21 protein-coding genes are annotated in these 19,864 nt (G+C 74.1%); 11 read left to right on the top strand and 10 right to left on the bottom strand.

Going from position 1 to position 19,864, the window contains the following annotated elements; all coding sequences use genetic code 11:
• Positions 1 to 29: 29 nt before the first annotated feature.
• Positions 30 to 956, bottom strand: coding sequence for a DUF3027 domain-containing protein (locus tag ACFCZF_RS15575; RefSeq protein ID WP_376672091.1), 927 nt, complete (start codon positions 954 to 956; stop codon positions 30 to 32).
• Between the two features lie 344 nt (positions 957 to 1,300).
• Here ACFCZF_RS15575 and ACFCZF_RS15580 point away from each other — a divergent pair, with 344 nt between their 5' ends.
• The 4 genes from ACFCZF_RS15580 to ACFCZF_RS15595 are packed head-to-tail and all read left to right on the top strand — an operon-like array spanning position 1,301 to position 4,799.
• The gene (locus ACFCZF_RS15580) at positions 1,301 to 2,692 is read left to right on the top strand and encodes an MFS transporter (RefSeq protein WP_376672092.1); all 1,392 of its coding nucleotides are present in this window, start codon (positions 1,301 to 1,303) and stop codon (positions 2,690 to 2,692) included.
• A 58-nt stretch (positions 2,693 to 2,750) separates the two neighbouring features.
• Positions 2,751 to 3,239 (top strand): DUF2771 domain-containing protein, encoded by a 489-nt coding sequence (locus ACFCZF_RS15585; protein ID WP_376672093.1) that lies wholly within the window; start codon positions 2,751 to 2,753, stop codon positions 3,237 to 3,239.
• 11 nt (positions 3,240 to 3,250) lie between these two features.
• Positions 3,251 to 3,961, top strand: coding sequence for a futalosine hydrolase (locus ACFCZF_RS15590; protein ID WP_376672094.1), 711 nt, complete (start codon positions 3,251 to 3,253; stop codon positions 3,959 to 3,961).
• A complete protein-coding gene (locus ACFCZF_RS15595; RefSeq protein ID WP_376672095.1) occupies positions 3,951 to 4,799 on the top strand; it encodes a 1,4-dihydroxy-6-naphthoate synthase in 849 nt (282 codons plus the stop codon). Before ACFCZF_RS15590 ends, ACFCZF_RS15595 begins: the two co-directional genes overlap by 11 nt.
• Before the next feature lie 39 nt (positions 4,800 to 4,838).
• On the opposite strand, the gene ACFCZF_RS15600 is transcribed toward ACFCZF_RS15595, so the two are convergent.
• On the bottom strand, positions 4,839 to 5,222 hold the full coding sequence (locus ACFCZF_RS15600) for a cold-shock protein (RefSeq protein WP_053132946.1): 384 nt from the start codon (positions 5,220 to 5,222) through the stop codon (positions 4,839 to 4,841).
• A 162-nt stretch (positions 5,223 to 5,384) separates the two neighbouring features.
• Here ACFCZF_RS15600 and ACFCZF_RS15605 point away from each other — a divergent pair, with 162 nt between their 5' ends.
• Complete coding sequence (locus ACFCZF_RS15605; RefSeq protein ID WP_376672096.1) at positions 5,385 to 5,657, top strand: hypothetical protein; 273 nt, start codon at positions 5,385 to 5,387, stop codon at positions 5,655 to 5,657.
• Here the strand turns inward: ACFCZF_RS15605 and ACFCZF_RS15610 are convergent.
• Together ACFCZF_RS15610 and ACFCZF_RS15615 are read right to left on the bottom strand one after the other, a co-directional pair.
• Positions 5,612 to 6,268: an HAD family hydrolase gene (locus ACFCZF_RS15610; RefSeq protein ID WP_376672097.1), complete on the bottom strand. Its 657-nt coding sequence runs from the start codon at positions 6,266 to 6,268 to the stop codon at positions 5,612 to 5,614. The genes ACFCZF_RS15605 and ACFCZF_RS15610 overlap by 46 nt on opposite strands.
• Before the next feature lie 30 nt (positions 6,269 to 6,298).
• Positions 6,299 to 7,333, bottom strand: a complete 1,035-nt coding sequence (locus tag ACFCZF_RS15615; protein ID WP_376672098.1) for a hypothetical protein — start codon at positions 7,331 to 7,333, stop codon at positions 6,299 to 6,301.
• Between the two features lie 131 nt (positions 7,334 to 7,464).
• Here ACFCZF_RS15615 and ACFCZF_RS15620 point away from each other — a divergent pair, with 131 nt between their 5' ends.
• The 3 genes from ACFCZF_RS15620 (at position 7,465) to ACFCZF_RS15630 (ending at position 12,423) form a co-directional block, all read left to right on the top strand.
• Entirely contained in the window at positions 7,465 to 10,044 is a 2,580-nt protein-coding gene (locus ACFCZF_RS15620) for a helicase-associated domain-containing protein (RefSeq protein ID WP_376672099.1), read from the top strand.
• A 427-nt stretch (positions 10,045 to 10,471) separates the two neighbouring features.
• Positions 10,472 to 10,684, top strand: a complete 213-nt coding sequence (locus ACFCZF_RS15625) for a hypothetical protein (RefSeq protein ID WP_376672100.1) — start codon at positions 10,472 to 10,474, stop codon at positions 10,682 to 10,684.
• A gap of 92 nt (positions 10,685 to 10,776) precedes the next feature.
• The gene (locus ACFCZF_RS15630; protein ID WP_376672101.1) at positions 10,777 to 12,423 is read left to right on the top strand and encodes a DNA repair helicase XPB; all 1,647 of its coding nucleotides are present in this window, start codon (positions 10,777 to 10,779) and stop codon (positions 12,421 to 12,423) included.
• 13 nt (positions 12,424 to 12,436) lie between these two features.
• Here ACFCZF_RS15630 and ACFCZF_RS15635 read toward each other — a convergent pair whose 3' ends face one another.
• A complete protein-coding gene (locus tag ACFCZF_RS15635; RefSeq protein ID WP_375917620.1) occupies positions 12,437 to 12,622 on the bottom strand; it encodes a hypothetical protein in 186 nt (61 codons plus the stop codon).
• 279 nt (positions 12,623 to 12,901) lie between these two features.
• Between ACFCZF_RS15635 and ACFCZF_RS15640 the strand changes: the two genes are divergently transcribed.
• Entirely contained in the window at positions 12,902 to 14,980 is a 2,079-nt protein-coding gene (locus ACFCZF_RS15640; RefSeq protein ID WP_376672102.1) for a HelD family protein, read from the top strand.
• A gap of 187 nt (positions 14,981 to 15,167) precedes the next feature.
• Here ACFCZF_RS15640 and ACFCZF_RS15645 read toward each other — a convergent pair whose 3' ends face one another.
• The 3 genes from ACFCZF_RS15645 to ACFCZF_RS15655 form a co-directional block, all read right to left on the bottom strand.
• Entirely contained in the window at positions 15,168 to 15,857 is a 690-nt protein-coding gene (locus ACFCZF_RS15645; RefSeq protein ID WP_376672103.1) for a copper homeostasis protein CutC, read from the bottom strand.
• A gap of 85 nt (positions 15,858 to 15,942) precedes the next feature.
• A complete protein-coding gene (locus ACFCZF_RS15650) occupies positions 15,943 to 16,626 on the bottom strand; it encodes a maleylpyruvate isomerase family mycothiol-dependent enzyme (RefSeq protein WP_375917612.1) in 684 nt (227 codons plus the stop codon).
• A 9-nt stretch (positions 16,627 to 16,635) separates the two neighbouring features.
• Positions 16,636 to 17,295, bottom strand: a complete 660-nt coding sequence (locus ACFCZF_RS15655) for a TetR/AcrR family transcriptional regulator (RefSeq protein ID WP_376672104.1) — start codon at positions 17,293 to 17,295, stop codon at positions 16,636 to 16,638.
• A gap of 100 nt (positions 17,296 to 17,395) precedes the next feature.
• On the opposite strand from ACFCZF_RS15655, the gene ACFCZF_RS15660 reads away from it, so the two are divergent.
• On the top strand, positions 17,396 to 18,076 hold the full coding sequence (locus ACFCZF_RS15660) for a hypothetical protein (RefSeq protein WP_376672105.1): 681 nt from the start codon (positions 17,396 to 17,398) through the stop codon (positions 18,074 to 18,076).
• A 10-nt stretch (positions 18,077 to 18,086) separates the two neighbouring features.
• Positions 18,087 to 19,181 (top strand): GNAT family N-acetyltransferase, encoded by a 1,095-nt coding sequence (locus tag ACFCZF_RS15665; RefSeq protein WP_376672106.1) that lies wholly within the window; start codon positions 18,087 to 18,089, stop codon positions 19,179 to 19,181.
• Here the strand turns inward: ACFCZF_RS15665 and ACFCZF_RS15670 are convergent.
• On the bottom strand, positions 19,136 to 19,441 hold the full coding sequence (locus tag ACFCZF_RS15670) for a DUF4031 domain-containing protein (RefSeq protein WP_376672107.1): 306 nt from the start codon (positions 19,439 to 19,441) through the stop codon (positions 19,136 to 19,138). The two genes, ACFCZF_RS15665 and ACFCZF_RS15670, sit on opposite strands and share 46 nt — an antisense overlap.
• 13 nt (positions 19,442 to 19,454) lie before the next feature.
• Positions 19,455 to 19,835 carry a hypothetical protein gene (locus tag ACFCZF_RS15675; protein ID WP_375917598.1) on the bottom strand — a complete coding sequence of 127 codons (381 nt, stop codon included), beginning with the start codon at positions 19,833 to 19,835 and terminating at the stop codon, positions 19,455 to 19,457.
• Between the last annotated feature and the right edge of the window lie 29 nt (positions 19,836 to 19,864).

Consider the following 19,864-nt stretch of genomic DNA (forward strand, 5'->3'; position numbering starts at 1 on the left):
CCGGAGCCCCGGCCACAAGCCCGCGCACGCTACGAGTGCCCCAGCTCCGCCGACGCCTCGTCCTCGGCCACCGACACCGACCCGGAGTCCGCCGCCGGCCGCAGCGGGAACGGATCGACCCGCGTCTCGTCGATCACCGGCGGAGCCACCCGCGGCGGCTTCGGCATGACCGCGGCCTCGGAGTGCCCGCCGCACCCGTAGGCCAGCGACACCACCCGTCCGTCCGCCGGAGAGAACTCGTTGGCGCACACCCCGAAGGCCTGCCCCAGCGAGCCGCCGATACGGGCCAGGAAGCCGCAGCTCACGCAGGACGCGGGGGCCGCCTGGGCCATCGCGGTCTTGGGGCCGAAGTCGTCCTCCCAGCGGTCCGCGGCGACATGCAGGCCGTACCGGGAGAGGACCCTGGTGCGGCGCAGGCCCAGTTCCTCGGCGACGGCCGAGATCGTGCCGCGCGCCGGGACGGCCGACAGCTCGGCGGGCGGTCCCGCCGTGACCTCGGCGTCCTCCGCCTCCACCAGTTCGGCCATCTCGTGGGAGACGGCGGAGTTCGGCGGCGGCTCGTCCTCGCCGGTCCAGCCGGGCTCCAGCCGGAGGTCCTCCGCGTCGGTGGGCAGCAGGTCGCCGGGGCCCATGTCGCCGGGACGCAGCCGTTCGCTCCACGGCACCCACTCGGGCGCGAGCAGCGCGTCCGGGCCGGGCAGCAGTACCGCCTCGTCCACCGTGACGATCTTGGCGCGGGAGGCGCGGGCCACGGTCACGGCCCAGCGCCAGCCGCGGTACCCCAGCTCCTTGCAGGCGAAGTGGTGCGTGACGACCCGGTCGCCCTCCGACACCATGCCCTCGTGCTCGCCGACGACGCCTGGTGCGGCGGCCTCCTCGGCTGCGGCGCGGGCGAGGTCGACGGCCTCGGCGCACAGACGGTCAGGGGTGCGGCTTCGCGTTGTCGCTGCGCTCACAGGTATCGCTTCTCTCCATACGCCGTCTCACGAGTGCGCCGCTGCCTGCGAGGGGCGGACGGAGCGGACCTGTGGACCGCGTCGACGTCCGCGCCCGATCGCGCTCGGGCACACCTACGTCATCCATTCTGCGGGATGGCCGTAAGGCGCGCGGCCGAGAACGTTCGCCACGGCGCGCTAGGCACGCTACCTGCTCATGTGCGCTGGGCCTACACCGACGGGAGTTTCGGCGGGGTAAGGTCCCGCGTTCCCCGGTGCTGTCGGGGTCGGTGTCACCCGACTCGATCACCGCCATCCGTGCCGTATCGACGCTATAGCCCCCGCTCTCGGGGCACTATGACGGGGTGGCAGCCGCACGGACGGAGTTCAAGGGCGGGAGCCGGAGGCGCGGCCCCGGCTCCCGGTTCCGTGCGGTCGGCCGTGCCCTGCGCCTGCCGGTGACCGGGACCGCGCGCGGCATCCGCAAGGCGACGCACGCGCACGGCGCGGGCGAGTCCGGCCTCGGCAAGCTGATCGAGCTGCACGGGGTGAACGGCGCCGGCGACGTCATGATCACGGTCGCCCTCGCCTCCACCGTCTTCTTCTCCGTCCCCACCGACGAGGCGCGCGGCCGGGTCGCGCTCTACCTGGCCATCACCATGGCGCCCTTCACGCTCCTCGCGCCGGTGATCGGCCCGCTCCTGGACCGGCTGCCGCACGGCCGCCGCGCGGCGATGGCGGCCGCGATGGGCGCCCGGGCGCTGCTCGCGCTGGTGCTGTCCGGGGCGGTGATCAGCGGCAGCATCGAGATGTATCCGGCCGCGCTCGGCGTGCTGGTCGCCTCGAAGGCGTACGGCGTGGTCAGAAGCGCGGTGGTGCCCAGGCTGCTGCCGCCACGCTTCTCCCTGGTGAAGGCGAATTCGCGGGTCACGCTGTGCGGGCTGCTCGCCACCGGCGTCGCCGCGCCGATCGCGGCGGGGCTCCAGCAGGTCGGGCCGCGCTGGCCGCTGTACGGCGCCTTCGTGATCTTCGTGGCGGGCACCGTCCTGTCGTTCACGCTGCCGCCGAAGGTGGACTCGGCGCGCGGCGAGGACCGGGCGCTGCTCGCGGCCGACGAGCGGCATCTGCACGGCCCGCACCGCAAGCCGGTCAAGCGGCCCGGGCTGCGCACGGTGGGCCCGGCGGTGACGCACGCGCTGGCCGCCAACGCCGGCATCCGCTGCCTGTCCGGCTTCCTGATCTTCTTCCTGGCCTTCCTGCTGCGCGTGCATCCGCTGTCCGGGCAGAGCGCGGCCGTGTCGCTGGGGATCGTGGGCGTCGCCGCCGGTACGGGCAACGCGCTGGGCACGGCGGTCGGGGCGTGGCTGCGCTCGCGCGCGCCGGAGATCATCATCGTGACGGTCGTCGCGATCGTGCTGGGTACGGCGGTGACGGCCGCGGTGTTCTTCAGCACCGTGCTGGTGGCGTGTCTGGCCGCGGTCGCCGGGTTCGCGCAGGCGCTGGCCAAGCTGTCCCTGGACGCGCTGATCCAGCGGGACGTGCCCGAGCAGGTCCGCACGTCGGCGTTCGCGCGCTCCGAGACGCTGCTCCAGGTCTCCTGGGTGTTCGGCGGCGCGGTGGGCATCGTGCTGCCGCTGAACGGCACGCTGGGCCTGTCGGTGGCCGCCGTGATCATCGCCGCCGGGTGGCTGACGACCGTACGGGGTCTGATCGACTCGGCCCGGCACGGGGGTCCGGCGCGACCGAGGGTGGCGTGACCACGCCACGCCGTACCCAGGTGGGGAACGGGCCACAGGCGCCGTATAGCCTTCGCCCATGACCACGTTGCAATCCTCCGTGCGACGCCGCCGCGCCGTCGCCGCCGCAGGCGCCGTATCCGCTGGACTGCTCCTGCTGTCCGCCTGTGACAAGCCGACGCCCATGGCGACGGTCACGGTCGGCAGTGACTCGGTCAGCTCCGACGCCACCTGTGGCGGTGAGGGCAAGGTCCTGGAGACCGCCGAGATCCAGAAGTGCCTCCAGAAGGACGACGTCGAGTCCATCACGGTCAACCCCGACGACACGGTGCGCTTCGGCGTGGACCCCGAGGTCGCCGACGAGCGCTGGACGATCCTGATGAACGGTCAGCAGCTGACCGACGACACGGACAACACGTACCGCACGGTCCCGGGCAGCGTGTTCTTCAACGCCCAGTACGGCGCCCAGGGCGACTCGACGCTCGTCACCATCAAGGCCGGCGACGGCAAGGACGACAGCGAGGAGGCCACCGGTCTGTGGTCCTTCAAGCTGAAGAAGGACGACTGACCACGTCCTCCGTGCGCGTCCTCGTGGCCACCGCGGTCCCCGTCGAACGGGACGCGGTGGCTCGGGCGTTCCTGGAACAGCGGGGCGCCGAGGTGTCGAGCCCCGGGGTGACCCTGCACCGGCTCCCGGGCGGCTTCGACCTGCTGGCCGCCGGTGTCGGCCCCGCCCTCGCCGCCGCCTCCACCGCCGCCGCGCTGACCGCCGCGGCCCTCGACGGCGCCCCCTACGGCCTGGTCGTCTCGGCCGGCATCGGCGGCGGCTTCGCCCCGGACGCGCCCGTCGGCTCGCTCGTCGTCGCCGACGAGATCACCGCGGCCGACCTGGGCGCCGAGACGGCCGACGGCTTCCTGCCGGTCACCGACCTCGGCTTCGGCACCGTCACCCACCGGCCGCCCGCCGGCCTCGCCGCCGCCGTCGCCGCCGCGACCGGGGCCCGCCCCGGCACCGTCCTGACCGGGTCCACCGTCACCGGCACCGCCGAACGCGCCGCGCTGCTGCGCGCCCGTCACCCGCGCGCGCTGGCCGAGGCCATGGAGGGCTTCGGCGTCGCCGAGGCCGCCGCCGCGCACGGGGTGCCGGTGCTGGAGCTGCGCGCGGTCTCCAATCCGGTGGGCCCGCGCGACCGCGCCGCCTGGCGCATCGGCGACGCGCTCGGGGCCCTGACGGACGCCTTCGGGAAGCTCGCACCCGTCCTCACGAGTTGGAACCGACATGACGACTGAGCCCTTGCAGATCGCGTACTCGCCCTGCCCCAACGACACCTTCGTCTTCGACGCCCTGGCCCACGGCCGGGTCCCCGGCGCCCCCGCCCTCGACGTGACGTTCGCGGACATCGACATCACCAACGGCATGGCCGCACGCGGCGAGTTCGACGTACTGAAGGTGTCGTACGCCGTGCTGCCGTACGTCCTCGACGACTGGGCCCTGCTGCCCTGCGGCGGTGCGCTGGGCCGGGGCTGCGGGCCGCTGGTGCTGACCCGGGAGGCGGAAGCGGACCTGAGGGGCCGTACGGTCGCGGTGCCCAGCGAGACGTCGACGGCGTACCTGCTGTTCCGGCTGTGGGCCGCCGACACCGTACCCGGCGGGGTCGGCGAGATCGTCGTCATGCCGTTCCACGAGATCATGCCGGCCGTGCGGGACGGGAAGGTCGACGCGGGTCTGGTGATCCACGAGGCGCGCTTCACCTACCGGAACTACGGGCTGCACAAGCTCGCCGACATGGGCGAGCACTGGGAGCACACCACCGGGCTGCCGATCCCGCTCGGCGCGATCATCGCGAAGCGGTCGCTGGGCGAGGAGACGCTGACCCGCCTCGCCGACTCGGTCGTCGCGTCCGTACGCGCGGCCTGGGACGACCCGGAGGTCTCCCGGCCGTACGTCATGGAGAACGCGCAGGAGATGGACCCGGCCGTCGCCGACCAGCACATCGGGCTGTACGTCAACGAGTTCACGGCCGACCTCGGCGAGGACGGCTACGCGGCGATCCGGGGCCTGCTGACCCGCGCGGCGGCCGAGGGACTGGTACCGGCCCTCGGCCCGGACGCGCTGGCTTTTCCGTAAGACGTGCGGCGTGAAGACGTGCGGCGTGCGGCGTGCGGGTCAGACGTCCAGCTGGTCGGCGACCGCGCGGAGCAGGCCGGCGATCTTCTTGCCGGCGGTCTTCTCGGGGTAGCGGCCCCGCTCCAGCATCGGGGTGATGTTCTCCAGGAGGGTGGTCAGATCCTGGACGATGGAGGCCAGCTCGTCGGGCTTCTTGCGCTGCGCGGCCGCGACCGAGGGAGCCGGGTCCAGCAGGGTGAGAGACAGTGCCTGGTCGCCGCGCTGCCCGGCGACGACGCCGAACTCCACGCGCTGGCCCGGCTTCAGTGCCTCGACTCCGGCGGGGAGGACCGAGGAATGGACGAAGACGTCACCGCCGTCGTCGCGGGAGAGAAAGCCGAAGCCCTTCTCACTGTTGAACCACTTGACCTTGCCGGTAGGCACGTCTGTCCTCGTCCTCGTACTCGTCGGAAAACTGCTCGGAAACGGCTTCTGATAGCACTTGGGCGGGTCGTCCTGACCCGCCGGTACCAAGGCTAATGGTCTTCAGGCCGGTGACAAGACGTCCCCCGGTCGTTCCCCAGGCATGGGAACTACCCTGGTCGGGTGCGTGACAAAACCCAAACGAATTCCGCCGCGCCCGGTGACCGACTGATCCGTGCCGGTGCGATCGTCTTCTTCGTCGGAACCGTGGCCACACTGGTCACGGTGGCCCCGCTGTTTCTGGGGACGACGCCCTTTCCCACCTACATGTTCGGATTGAGCATGCTGATGGGAGTGGGCTTCCTGATCGCCGGTGCGGGGGTGTTCCGGTCCATCGCGGCGGGCCGGCGTCAGGCCCGCGCCGCGGCCGCCCCGTCGGCGTCACCGTCGCGGTAGCCCGCGAGCCATTCCGGGAACTCCGTCAGGTCGGCGAGGACGACGTCCGCGCCGGCCGCGCGCAGTTCCTCGGCGCCGCACGGCCCGCTGGCCACGGCGACGGAGTGGGCGCCGGCGGCGCGTGCGCCGCGTACGTCGCCGAGGTGGTCGCCGACGTACACGTCCGCGCCGTGCTCGCGCAGCGCCACGGCCTTCTGCTCGGCCCACAGGTTGCCGATCACGGCGTCCGGCTCGATGCCGAGGTGTGCGAGGTGCAGTTTGGCGTTCGGCTCGTACTTGGCGGTGACGACGATCGTCCGTCCGCCCGCCTCGCGTACGGCGGCGATGGCCTCCCGGGCGCCGGGCAGCGCGGGCGTGGCGGCGACGGCGTACGTCGGGTACATCTCCCGGTACAGCTCGGCGGTGGCGGCGATCGCCTCGGCCGGGAACCAGTGGGCCAGCTCCTCCTCCAAGGGCGGCCCGAGCCGCGTGACGGCCAGGTCGGCGTCGACGTACGTGCCCGTCCGCTCGGTCAGCGCCAGGTAGCAGGCGCGGATGCCGGGGCGTGAGTCGATCAGCGTCATGTCGAGGTCGAAGCCGACGGTGGGCGCGGGACGGGTCGTGGAGGCCATGGGGCCCATTGTGCCGGGCGGGCCGGCGGGTCAGCCCCGGGGGCGGCGGGAGCGCCAGAGGAGGTACAGGGCCGTGGCGACGGCGGCCGTGCGCAGGACCCAGGGCCAGGTCTCGGTGACGGCGTCGTTCATGTGGCCCTCGGCGATCGGGTCGCCCCAGCGGCCCTCCGTACGGCCCCACAGCCAGACGGCGCCGGCGGCGGCGACCGTACCGGGCAGGCCCAGTACCGCCCACTTCGACTGGGCCGGGGTGAGGCGGCGGGAGAGGTAGGCGATCAGCCAGCCCAGGCCCAGCGGGACGAGGCTGCCGAGGGCGGCGCCGGCGACCAGCAGGGCGGCGGCGAGCAGCAGCAGCGGGTTGTTCCAGCCGCCCTCGGGCCACAGTCGGGGCAGGCGGCGGCGCGGGGCTCCGTCCGACGCCCCGGCGACCGGCTCCACGGCCTCCACCACCGCCCCGGCGGCCGCCTTCTCGGCGGCCCCGTCCTTCTTCGCCGCCCCGTCCGTCGCGTCCGTGTCCCGCGGCGGGGGCTTGAGCAGTTCCGGGATCTCCACGCCGCCGACGAACCCCGGCACGCTGTCGACGCCGCCCCCGAACGGGCCGTTGTCCACCCGCCACCAGTCCGGCTGTGCGCCGCCGCTGTCCCCCAGCTCGTGTGCGCTCGCCAGGTGCGGCGGGGAGGCAGCGGGCGCGGGTGCGGGCGGGGAATCGGGCGCGTCCGGGCGGGGGCGCGGGACGGCGCGCCGCAGGCCCTTGAGCCGCTCCGCCTTCCGCGGCCGGCCCTCCCGCTGCTCGGGGACGGCGGTGGGCGGCGGCACCGATGGCCGCGGGGCCGCGCTCGTGCCGCCCGCCGCGTCGACGATGTCGGCCGGGCTGCCGAGCCGGTCCAGGATGCGGCGGACGGCGGCGGGACTGTCCACGGTCGTCCTGGCGCGGTGCCGGTCGATCTCGTCGCGCAGCTCGGAGACCAGCCGCATGCGGGTGGCCGACGGCAGCTGCCGTTGCTGGGCCACGTCGCCGACGCGGCTCAGGTACTCGTAGACGACCTGGTCGCTCTCGATCCCCACGGAGCCCTCCGGGGCGGTGTGTTGTCGTACGCCGTCGGACGAAGGTACCGAATCCTCCCGGGTGCGGCGGACCCGCACCGCGCGACCGCACGCGCACCCCACCGTCCTGCCCACCCGCTAACGTGGGCCGGATGAGCACCGAGGAGAAGTCCGCGGCCCCCCGGTCCCTCGCGGAGGCGCTCCGCGTCAGGGACGACGTCTCGCTGGCCGCCCTCCTGCGCAGCCGTCCCGACCTCATCACCCCCGTGCCCACGGACCTGACGCAGCTCGCCACCCGGGCGGGCACCCGCGCCTCGGTCGTACGGGCGCTGGAGCGGCTGGACCGGTTCGCGCTGCAGGCGGCGGAGGCGCTGGCGGTGGCGGTGGACCCGGCGCCGTACGACGAGCTGCTCCGGCTCATGGCCGGTGACGAGCGGGACCCCGTCATCACGGCGGCCCTGCCCCGGGCCGTCGCCCTCCTGCGGGAACAGGCCCTGGTGTGGGGTGCCGACGACCGGCTGCGGCTGGTGCGCACCGCCCGTGAGCTGCTCGCGCCCTCACCGCAGCATCCCTCTCCGACGGGGCTCGGCCCTTCCGTGCGGGAGGCGACGGCGGGGATGTCGCCGGGCCGGATCCAGGAGATCCTGGCCGCCGTCGGCCTGCCCTCGACCCATGACTCCGTCTCCGCCGTGTCCGCGCTCGGTGCGCTGTTCGCCGACCGGCCGCGGATGGCGAGGCTCCTCGCCGGTCTGCCCGAGGAGTCCCGCGAGGTGCTGGCCCGGCTGGTGTGGGGCCCGCCGTACGGCCAGGTCACCCACGATCCGGCGGCTCACCTGCGCCGGCTGCTGGACGCCGGCCTGCTGCTGCCGACCGCGCCCGGCACGGTCGTCCTGCCCCGCGAGGTCGCCCTGCACCTGCGCGCGGGCCGGGCGCACCGCACGCCCGAGCCGGTGCCGCCGCCGGTGGAGGCCGCCGCCACGCACCGTCCACAGGTTGTGGACGCCACCGCGGCCGGGCAGGCCCTGTCGGCGCTGGCGACCGTCGAGGAGTTGCTGAAGGAGTGGGACGAGGGCGGCCCGACGGTGCTGCGGGCCGGTGGGCTGAGCGTGCGCGACCTGAAGCGGACGGCCGTCGCGCTGGACGTGCCCGAGCCGGTGGCCGCGTTCTGGGTCGAGCTGGCCTACGCGGCGGGGCTGATCGCGTCCGACGGTGAGGCCGACGAGCGGTACGCGGCGACCCCGGCGTACGACGAGTGGCGGGAGCTGCCCACCTCGGAGCGCTGGGCGCGGCTCGCCGGGACGTGGCTGACGGCCACCCGCACGCCGGGTGTGGTCGGCGGGCGGGACGCGAAGGACCGTACGCTCTCGGCGCTGGGCCCGAATCTGGACCGCTCGGCGGCGCCGGAGGTACGGCACCGGGTGCTGGCCCTGCTGGCGGGGCTGCCCGAGGGGGCCTCGCCCACCGAGGAGTCGGTGCTGGCCCGGCTGCGCTGGGAACGTCCGCTGCGCGGGCCCCGGCGGGACGGGCTGGACGGGCGGGACGACGACCTGCGCACCCGGCTGGCCCGCTGGACGCTGTCCGAGGCCGAGCTGCTGGGCGTCACCGGGCGCGGCGCGCTGGCGGCTCCGGGGCGGGCGCTGATCGGGGCGCCGGAGCCGCCGCACCCGGCCAAGGCGACCGAGGCGGCCGAGGGTCCCGGTGACAAGCTCCCCGTCCACCACCACCGCACCCCGCCCGTGCCCGCGCCCGCGACCCCCGCCGAGCAGGCCGCCGCCACCGCACGGGCCGCCCGGCTGCTCGCGCCGCTGTTCCCCGAACCGCTGGACCACGTGCTGCTCCAGGCCGACCTGACGGCGGTGGCGCCGGGGCCGCTGGAGCCTGAGCTGGCCGATGTCCTCGGGGTGCTCGCGGACGTGGAGTCCAAGGGCGGGGCGACCGTCTACCGGTTCACGCCGGGCTCGGTGCGCCGCGCGCTGGACGCCGGACAGGCCGCCGCCGACCTGCACGCCTTCCTCGCCCGGCACTCCCGCACGCCGGTGCCGCAGCCGCTCACGTACCTGATCGACGACGTGGCCCGGCGGCACGGGCGGCTGCGGGTGGGCGCGGCCTCGGCGTACGTGCGCTGCGACGACGACGCGACGCTGGACGAGATCCTCGCCGACAAGCGGGCCTCCGGCCTCGGCCTGCGCCGTCTCGCGCCGACCGTGCTGGCCGCGCAGGCCGACCCGGCGGCGCTCCTTGAGGGGCTGCGCTCGATGGGGTTCGCGCCGGCCGCCGAGTCCGCCGCGGGCGATGTGCTGATCGCCCGTGCCGACGCCCACCGCACGCCGCCGCGGGCGGCACCGGAGCCGGTCCCGGACGGTCCGACGGCCCCCGACGACACGCTCCTGGCGGCGGCGGTCCGCGCCGTCCGGGCCGGCGACCTGGCCGCCACGACCCCGCGCAAGCCGGGTCCCGGGAGCGACGCGGGCGGCGCCCCGGTGGCGGGGGGCGAGCTGCCCCGTACCGGCGCCGCCGAGACCCTCGCCACCATGCAGGCGGCCGTCATGACCGGCGAGGCGCTGTGGATCGGCTACGTGAACGCCGAGGGTTCCGCCAGCCAGCGCGTCATCGCGCCGATCCGGGTCGAGGGCGGCTTCGTGACGGCGTACGACCACACGGCGGACGAGGTGCGCACGTATCCGCTGCACCGGATCACCGGCGTGGCCGAGCTCGCCGAGGACGCGGGCTGACGCGCCCCTCCCCTCACCTCTGACGCGCCCCCCTTTCGGGGGTACGGGCCGGATCATGCACGCCACGCCGGGTGATTAGCACCTGCGAGGGAGCTTTTTTCATAATCCGCATCGATTTTTCGGCGGTCGGGCAGCCACCGGGTGTCCTGCACACCGAACCGAAAGGAACCACCCGATGCGTGCCGTTCGTCGAGTCGCCACTGTCCTGACCTCCACCGCCGCGCTGATCGCGGCGTTCGCCGCCGAGGCCGCCGCGGTCGGCATCGACCTCGGTGGGGGCGTGACCCTCTGACCACTCGCTGACCACCCTCTGAACGCCACGTTCCACGTCCCCTGACGGCGGGCCGGGTCCCCCCGGGCCCGGCCCGCCTTCCTCCCCCCTCCTCCCTCCCCCTCCCCCGGCCCCCAGCCTTTCGAAAGGCACGCCATGCGCTCCAAGCTCACCGATCCGGACGGCACCGCCCGCGCCGCCGTCGCCGTCTCCGTCGCCGCCCTGATCACCGCCGCGGCGCTCTTCGGAGCACTCGCCCCCGAGGCCGCCGCGCTGCCGCTGCCCCTGCCGGCCGCCGGCGTGGAGTCCCTGGTCACGGAGGGGGTCACGATCGAGGGCCCGCTGATCAACAACATCACTGTCCGGTAGCGGCGGGGCCCCACTCCGCGATCAGGCACACTGGACGTTTGGCCGATCCGTCCAGTCGCTGTCGGCCGTACGCGCGCGAAAGGGTGCCGCCCGTGAATGGTCCGCTGATCGTCCAGTCCGACAAGACCCTGCTCCTCGAAGTCGACCACGAGCAGGCCGGCGACTGCCGTCGGGCCATCGCGCCGTTCGCCGAACTGGAGCGGGCCCCGGAGCACATCCACACCTACCGGGTGACGCCGCTGGGCCTGTGGAACGCGCGGGCGGCGGGCCACGACGCCGAGCAGGTCGTGGACGCGCTCGTCGAGTACAGCCGCTACCCGGTGCCGCACGCGCTGCTCGTCGACATCGCCGAGACGATGGACCGCTACGGCCGCCTCACCCTCTCCAAGCACCCGGCGCACGGGCTGGTCCTGACGACCACCGACCGGCCGGTGCTTGAGGAGGTCCTGAAGTCGAAGCGCATCGCGCCGCTGGTCGGTGCCCGTATCGACCCCGACACGGTGGCCGTGCACCCCTCCGAGCGCGGGCAGATCAAGCAGACGCTGCTGAAGCTGGGCTGGCCCGCCGAGGACCTCGCCGGGTACGTCGACGGCGAGGCGCACGCCATCGAGCTGGCCGAGGACGGGTGGGCGCTGCGGCCGTACCAGAAGCAGGCGGTGGAGAACTTCTGGCACGGCGGCAGCGGCGTCGTCGTGCTCCCCTGCGGCGCGGGCAAGACGCTGGTCGGGGCGGGTGCGATGGCGCAGGCCAAGTCGACGACGCTGATCCTGGTCACCAACACCGTCTCCGCCCGGCAGTGGAAGCACGAGCTGATCAAGCGGACCAGCCTGACCGAGGACGAGATCGGCGAGTACAGCGGGACGAAGAAGGAGATCCGGCCCGTCACCATCGCCACCTACCAGGTCCTGACGACGAAGCGGAAGGGCGTCTACCCGCACCTGGAGCTGTTCGACTCCCGGGACTGGGGCCTGGTCGTCTACGACGAGGTGCACCTGCTGCCGGCGCCGGTCTTCAAGTTCACCGCCGACCTCCAGGCGCGGCGGCGGCTCGGCCTGACCGCGACGCTCGTCCGGGAGGACGGCCGCGAGTCGGACGTGTTCTCCCTCATCGGCCCGAAGCGTTTCGACGCGCCGTGGAAGGAGATCGAGGCGCAGGGCTACATCGCGCCCGCCGACTGCGTGGAGGTCCGGGTCAACCTCACCGACTCCGAGCGGCTCGCGTACGCCACCGCCGAGACGGAGGAGAAGTACCGCTTCTGCGCGACGACCGCGACCAAGCGGAAGGTGACCGAGGCGATCGTGCGGCGCTTCGCCGGGCAGCAGATCCTCGTCATCGGTCAGTACATCGACCAGCTCGACGAACTGGGCGAGCACCTGGGCGCGCCGGTCATCAAGGGCGAGACGTCCAACGCCCAGCGGGAGAAGCTCTTCGAGTCCTTCCGGCAGGGCGAGATCAGCGTCCTCGTCGTCTCCAAGGTCGCGAACTTCTCCATCGACCTGCCGGAGGCGACCGTCGCCGTCCAGGTGTCGGGCACCTTCGGGTCCCGGCAGGAGGAGGCGCAGCGCCTCGGCCGGGTGCTGCGCCCGAAGGCCGACGGCCACCAGGCGCACTTCTACTCGGTCGTCGCCCGCGACACCCTCGACCAGGACTTCGCCGCCCACCGCCAGCGCTTCCTGGCGGAGCAGGGCTACGCGTACCGGATCATGGACGCGGACGAGATCCTGTCCGAAGGGGTCTGAGAAGGCCCGCGGGTCACCGGCGGCGGACGCCGGCCTCCTCGCCGTACTCGCCGAGCACGACCACGTCGAAGGCGGCGCCCGCGAACACCCTGACGACACGCAGGGCGTCACCGAGCCGGTGCCGGTGGCTGCCGGCCACGGGCGTGGCACCGGACGCGCGGCCCGGTGCCGGGGCGGGGGAGATGGTTGCTGCGCTCATGTCTCCATGGTGCGACTGCCCGCCCCCGAACGGCATCGGTCTGCGGACCGAACCCCCTCCCCCGCTCCGTACGCCTCCGGGTGGAGCCGTCCCCTCAGCCCGGAGGGCGCCGACCCCTAGGGGGTGTCGGAAAACCCGTTGGCCCGCGCCGTGCCCGCTCCCCTAGACTCTCCGCTCTTGCCCGCCTCCCCACGGAGTGCCGCCGTCCGGACGGAAACCGGTCGGCCCACCGCGCGCAGCCCGCGCCCACCACACCGCAGGTCACCCGGAGGCACCCCCTTGTCCACGCCCGTCCACGACGCCGACCCCCTGTCCAAAGAGCGCTCCCACCTGGCCGCCTCCCGTTCCGCCCTGCGCACCATGCGGGAGGACGTCGAGTCCCTCGACATCACCGACGTCACCGCGAACTGGGTCAACGCCGCCGTTCTGGAGAGCCAGATCGAGCAGCGCATCAAGGCCCTGGCCGACCTCAGCGAGACGCCGCTGTTCTTCGGCCGCCTCGACTACCTGCACGCTCCGGGCGCCGAGCAGGCGGAGGGCGGGGAGGGGGAGCGCCCGCAGCCGGAGGCTGCTTATCAGACACTGCACGTGGGGCGGCGGCACGTGCACGACGCGGACGGCGACCCGATGGTGATCGACTGGCGGGCACCTGTCTCGCAGCCGTTCTACCGCGCGTCGAAGAAGGACCCGCTGGACATCTCGCTGCGCCGCCGCTTCGGTTACACCGGCGGGGACCTCACGGCCTACGAGGACGAGCACCTGTCCGACCCGGCCGAGGCGGCGGTCACCAGCAAGCTGCTCCAGCAGGAGATCGAGCGGCCCCGCGTCGGCCCGATGCGCGACATCGTGGCGACCATCCAGCCCGAGCAGGACGAGATCGTGCGCGCCGGGCTGTCCGGCTCGGTCTGTGTGCAGGGCGGCCCCGGCACCGGCAAGACCGCCGTCGGCCTGCACCGGGTCGCCTACCTCCTGTACGCCCACCGCGAGCGCCTCGCCCGCACCGGCACCCTGGTCATCGGGCCGAACAAGTCCTTCCTGCACTACATCGAGCAAGTGCTCCCGGCGCTCGGCGAACTGACGGTCCGCCAGGCCACCGTCGACGACCTGGTGGCGCACGTCGAGGTGCGCGGCGCGGACGAGGCGGCGACGGCGGTGATCAAGGGCGACGCGCGGATGGCGGAGGTCCTGCGCAGGGCCCTCTACTCGCACGTCACCCTGCCCACCGAGGGGGTCGTCGTCGTGCGCGGCTCACGCCGCTGGCGGGTGGCCGCGTACGAGGTGGAGCAGATCGTCCGCGAACTGCTCGCCCGCGACATCCGCTACGGCGCCGCCCGCGAGGCCCTCCCCCAGCGCATCGCGCACGCCGTGCTGGTGCAGATGGAGCGGGCCGGTGAGGCGCCGGACGACCGGGTGCAGAACGCGGTCGCACGCAACGCCGCCGTGAAGGCGGTGGTGAAGACCGTCTGGCCGCAGGTCGACCCCGCGAAGCTCGTCCTGCGCCTGCTCTCCGACGCGGACTTCCTCGCCGAGCACGCCGAGGGCGTCCTCACCGAGGACGAGCGGAAGGCGGTGCTGTGGGTGAAGCCGGCCCGCTCGGTGAAGTCGGCCAGGTGGTCACCCGCCGACGCCGTGCTGATCGACGAGGCCACGGATCTGATCGAGCGCACCCACTCCCTCGGGCACGTGGTCCTCGACGAGGCGCAGGACCTCTCCCCGATGCAGTACCGCGCGGTGGGCCGACGCTGCACCACCGGCTCGGCGACCGTCCTCGGCGACCTGGCGCAGGGCACGACGCCGTGGGCGACCCGGAGCTGGGAGGAGGCGCTGGGGCACCTGGGCAAGGGCGAGGCGGTGATCGAGGAGCTGACGGCCGGTTTCCGCGTGCCGACGGACGTCATCGCCTACGCGTCCCGGCTGCTGCCGGACATCGCGCCGGGCCTGACGCCGGTGGCGTCGATCCGTGAGAACCCGGGCTTCTTCGACATCCGTGCGACGGACGCCCTTACGGCCGACGTGGTGGCGGCGTGCCTCGAGCTGCTGGAGCGGGAGGGCTCGGTCGGTCTGATCGCCGCCGACGCGCGGGTGCCGGCGCTGGCGGAGGCCCTCGGGGCGGCGGGGATCGGCTTCATCGGGCCGGGCGAGGAGACGACCCACGCCACCCGCCTGACCCTGGTCCCGGCCTCGCTGGCCAAGGGCCTGGAGTACGACTACGTGGTCCTGGACGAACCACAGGCCGTGGTCGACGGCGAACCGGACGAACGGACGGGGCTACGCCGGCTGTACGTGGCGCTGACCCGCGCGGTGTCGGGCCTGATCGTGACGCACGGGGCGGGTCTGCCGCCGCAGCTGACGGATTAGCGCAGCCGCGGACAGTCGTGGGCCCAGCTGCGGACAGTCGCGCGGCGCAGCTGCGGCCAATCGCGCCGCGCAGCTGCGGGCAGTCGTGCCGCTGGGGCGGCACGGGTGGGCGCAGCGGCACCCCGCGAACGCCGGGCCGCGCACCCACCCCCGCGAGCGGCAACGCGGGGTACCGCTCAAGCGACGCTCAGTCCCCCAGCACCCGCCGCCACTCCCCCACCGCCGCCGCCGAAACCGGCCCGTCCCACCCGGAGGGCCTCGCCGCGCCGCCGATGTGGAAGCCGTCGATCCCCGCGTCCAGCAGCCCGGGTACGTGGTCCAGCCGCAGGCCGCCGCCGACCAGCAGGTGCTGCTCGTACCCGGGCTCGCCCCGCCGTCGCGCCTCGGCGAGCAGCAGCGGCAGCCCGTCGTCCACCCCGTCGGCCGACCCCGCCGTCAGATACGTGTCCAGGCCCGGGAAGTCCGCGAGCTGCTTGCGCAGGGCGTCCCGGTTCGAGGCGCGGTCGATCGCGCGGTGGAACGTCCACCGGCACCCGTCCAGCACCCCCGCGACCCGCTCCACCGCACCCAGGTCCACGTCACCGTCCGCGTCGAGGAACCCGAGCACGAACTGCGTGGCCCCGGCCTCCCGCATCTCCGCGGCGACCCGCGTCAGCCGCTCGACGTCCCCGGCGGCGAACCCGTCCGCCAGCCGCAGCATCACCCGTACGTCGATGTCGACGGCGGCGCGGATCGCGGCGACGGTCGCGGCCGACGGGGTGAGTCCGTCGGCCGCCATGTCGGTGACCAGTTCGAGGCGATCCGCGCCTCCGGCCTGGGCGGCGACCGCGTCCTCGACGTCGAGGGCGATCACCTCCAGGACTGCACGCTTGCTCATGGGACCCCATTCGTCGGCCTGCTACAGGTCTAGTCCAATCCCAGACTACGCGCCCCGCGGCAGGCCCGGGTCCCCGCGTCGCCGCTCAGTCGCCGAAGATGTTCAGCTCCGCCGCCTCCACCCCGGCCAGCTCGTACGCCGCCGCTCCGTCCAGGGGACGGCCCGCGTAGAGCCGCAGGAGGGTGGGGCCGTCGCCGATGAACCGGCCGGGCGGCCGCGCACCGCTCGCCTCGCCCAGCTTCAGGGGCTCGTCGAGGTCGTCCAGGTCGGCGTGGAGCGGCACGTGACCGCGCGCCCGGGTGATCGCGCCGAGCAGCGTGAGCGCCTCGGGGAGCCCGCGCCCCGCGTACGCCCCCGGCTCGCCGAAGGTCACTCGTACGTCACCGGCGTGCACCCACTCGCCCAGCGCCACCGCGTCCAGCCTGCCGTCCGACCGCGCGATCACCCGTCCGGCCTCGGTCATGCCGCGTTCCAGTTCGTCGATGACCCGGGCGTTGCCCCAGTCGGCGCGTTCGGCGATGTCGCGGTCGTTGGAGGCGGGAGAGAAGACACCGTCCTCGAAGCGCTTCTCCACCACCCGGATCAGCGCGCTGGAGCAGTGCGCCAGCACGTCCCGCACGGTCCAGCCCGGACACGCGGCCACGGGCAGCGCGAAGTCCGCGTCCGCGCGGGAGCGCAACAGGGGCACCAGTTCGTCGCGTTCGAGGATCAGCAGCCGGCCGGGCAGCTCGGGGTCACGTACGTCGTGCACGTCTGCGGGAGTCGTCATGGCTCCACGTTAGGACCCGAGCAGGTCCTCCAGTTCGGCGGCGAAGTAAAGAGCGGGGTCGAATCCCATGCCGGTGAACTGACCGGCGAGTTCCAAGGAGAGGACGCCGTGCAGCCGGGACCAGAAGGACAGGGCCCGGTGGAGGGCGGCGGAGGGCGCCGGGTGGTCGCCCGCCCACTGCCGGTGGGTCTCCAGGTGCGCGTCGAACGCACCGGCGGCGTCGTCCGGCGCCGGTGCGGACGGCAGCGCGGCACAGGCGTCGACGATGACCGCCATGGTCTCGGCGGCGATCTCGGTGATGTCACCGGGCGCCTGGTAGCCGGGGACGGGGGTGCCGAAGATGAGGAAGTAGCGCTGCGGGTCGTCCAGGGCCCAGGCGCGCAGGGCGTGCGCGAGGCCGGCCAGGTCGGCCCCGGCCTCGGCGGCCGCCCGGAAGGTGTCGGCCTGGCTGCGGTAGGCGTCCCAGATGAGTTCCGTGATCAGCTCGTCGCGGCCGTCGAAGTAGCGGTAGAGCGCGGGTCCGCTCATGCCCATCCGCTTGGCGATCGCGTTGAGCGAGAGCGCGGAGGCGCCGGCCGTGGCGATCTGCTCCCACGCGTGTTCCTTGATCTCCGCGCGCACCTGGGTGCGGTAGCGCTCGCGCGGGGTGCTGGTGCGCGCCTCCGGCATGGTCCGACCGCCGCCTTTCGTTCTTCGCCCAGTCCGCCCGCCGGGAACCCCGGCGCTTCAGTTAGAAGCTATCACGAACGTTATCTGGAAGAATGGGCCCATGGCCGACCTCGACGCCCTGCGCTCTCGCTTCGCCCGCGCCCTGGCGGGAACCACCGCACCCGGTGCCGCGTCCGCCGGGGCCCCCGGTCCCGACCCCGCGCCGTACGCCGACAACCTGCTGGCCCGCTGGCAGGAGCCCCAGCGGCGCTACCACACGCTCGCGCACCTGGCGGCGGTCCTGGACCACATCGACGTACTGGAGGAGTACGCCGACGACGCCGACGTCGTGCGCCTCGCCGCCTGGTTCCACGACGCCGTCTACCTCCCCGACCGCTCCGAGAACGAGGAGCGCTCGGCCCGCCTCGCCGAGCGCGCCCTGCCCGAGGCCGGTGTTCCGGCGGAGAGAACCGCCGAGGTGGCCCGGCTGGTCCGCCTCACCGTCGGCCACGACCCGGCCGGCGACGACCGCGACGGGCAGGTGCTGTGCGACGCGGACCTGGCGATCCTCGCCGCGCCGCCGTCGGGGTACGCCGCGTACACGGCGGCCGTCCGCGAGGAGTACCACTTCGTCCCGAACGACGCCTTCCGCGAGGGCCGGGCCGCGGTGCTCCGCCAACTGCTCGACCTGCCCCGGCTGTTCCACACCCCGCACGGGCGCCGCGAGTGGGAGGCGACCGCCCGCCACAACCTCACCGGTGAGCTGGAAATGCTGTCGCTCGGGGACAGCCCGGCCCCGTAGCCTGCCCGGCATGCGGAGCATGGGTGGGGAACAGGTGGCAGAGGCCGTCGCGGGCGCCGTCGCGCTGCTGCGGACGGCGACGGACCGGGACTGGGAGGCGGTACCGGCCGGGCGGCTGGAGTGGAACTGCCGGTACACGGCGGAGCACATCGCGGGCGACCTCATCGCCTACGCGGGCCAGCTCGCCGGACGCGCCACCGAGGCCTACGTCCCCTTCGAGCTCACCCTCGACGACGGCACGGACAACGAGGGCGTCCTGCACGTCGTCGAGACGACCGGCGCGCTGCTCGCCGCCACCCTCCGCACCACCCCGCGCGAGATCCGCGCCTTCCACCCGTACCCCTTCCGCAGCGCGAACCGCGAGGGCTTCGCCGCCATGGGCGTCACCGAGGTCCTCGCGCACACGCACGACATCGCCGAGGGCCTCGGACTGGCCTACGAGCCGCCCGCCGAACTGTGCGCGGACGTCCTCGCCCGGATCTTCCCGCACGTCCAGCCCGGCGCCGACCCCTGGCGCACCCTGCTGTGGGCCACCGGCCGCGGCGAACTGCCCGGACGCGCCCCGGTCACCGAATGGCGCTGGCGCAACAACCTGGTGATCGAGGCCGAGCGCCTCACCCTCCAGGGCGTCACGCCCGCCGCCGCCACCGACCTGGCCGCGGGCGGCGACGGGGGCTTCGAGTGGGTCGAGGGCGGCCCGTTCCAGGGCACGCGGGACGCCGCCGGAATGCTGCTGAAGGCGTACGAGGCGGGTGTGCACCGGTCGGAGTGGGGTGTGTTCGCACTCGTGCGCCGCGAGGACGGCCGCGCGGTCGGCGGCATGGGCTTCCACGGGGCGCCGGACGAGGACGGCCGGGTGGAGATCGGCTACGACCTCGCCGAGGCCGCCCGCGGTCACGGCTACGCCACCGAGGGCCTGCGAGCGCTGTCCGCGTGGGCGCTGGCCCGCGAGGAGGTCACGTCGGTCTTCGCGACGACCGAGCCCGCCAACCTCGCCTCCCAGGCCGTGATCGTCCGCGCCGGTTTCACCCGGGTCGCCGGGGACCAGGAGCAACTCGCCTACGAGCTTCGGGGCCCACGCGGCTCTCGCGACTCGCGCGGCTGAGTCCCGCTCTTCCTTCGCCGCAGCCCCGCCCCGTGCAGCAGCCGCACCACCTCGCGGCTGCTGACCTCCAGCGCGCCGGCGGACACGACGTCGTCGTACCGCTGGGCGGGGATGTCGTAGTGGTCGCGTTCGAAGGCGCGGCGCGGCACGCCCAGCGTCGCGGCGAACGTGTGCAACTCGGCGTAGGAGACGTCGCTGACGAGGTGCGACCACATGCGGCCGTGCCCCGGCCAGGTCGGCGGGTCGATGTAGACGGTCACCGGGTCGTCCTCATCACGTCCGCGGGCCGCCGATGGCCGAGCCCAGTGAGCCGACCGCCGCGACCTTGACGCCCGCCTTGCCGCACACCCAGTGCGGGTCGGGGCCGAGTTCGGGCTCGACGTCCAGCGCGTGCGGGTCGCCGGAGCCGCACACCGGGCACAGCGGCCAGCGGCCGTACCGCTCCAGCAGGGCGTCCTGCACGTCCTGCGCGACCAGTCCGGCCACGAACTCCGCACCCTCGGGCCACTGCTCGACCCACCAGCGCCGCTGTACGACGGACTCCTCGACCAGCGACACGACGTCCGGCTCGGCGACCTGGCCCGCCACCAGGTCGGCGAGCACGAGGGCGCGCGCGGCGTGCAGCGTCTGCTCCAGGGGGCTGATGGGGTCCATGCACCCATTGTGCGCACTCTTGACCCGCG

It is taken from the genome of Streptomyces sp. NPDC056296 (assembly GCF_042268605.1).
Classification (GTDB): Bacteria; Actinomycetota; Actinomycetes; order Streptomycetales; family Streptomycetaceae; genus Streptomyces.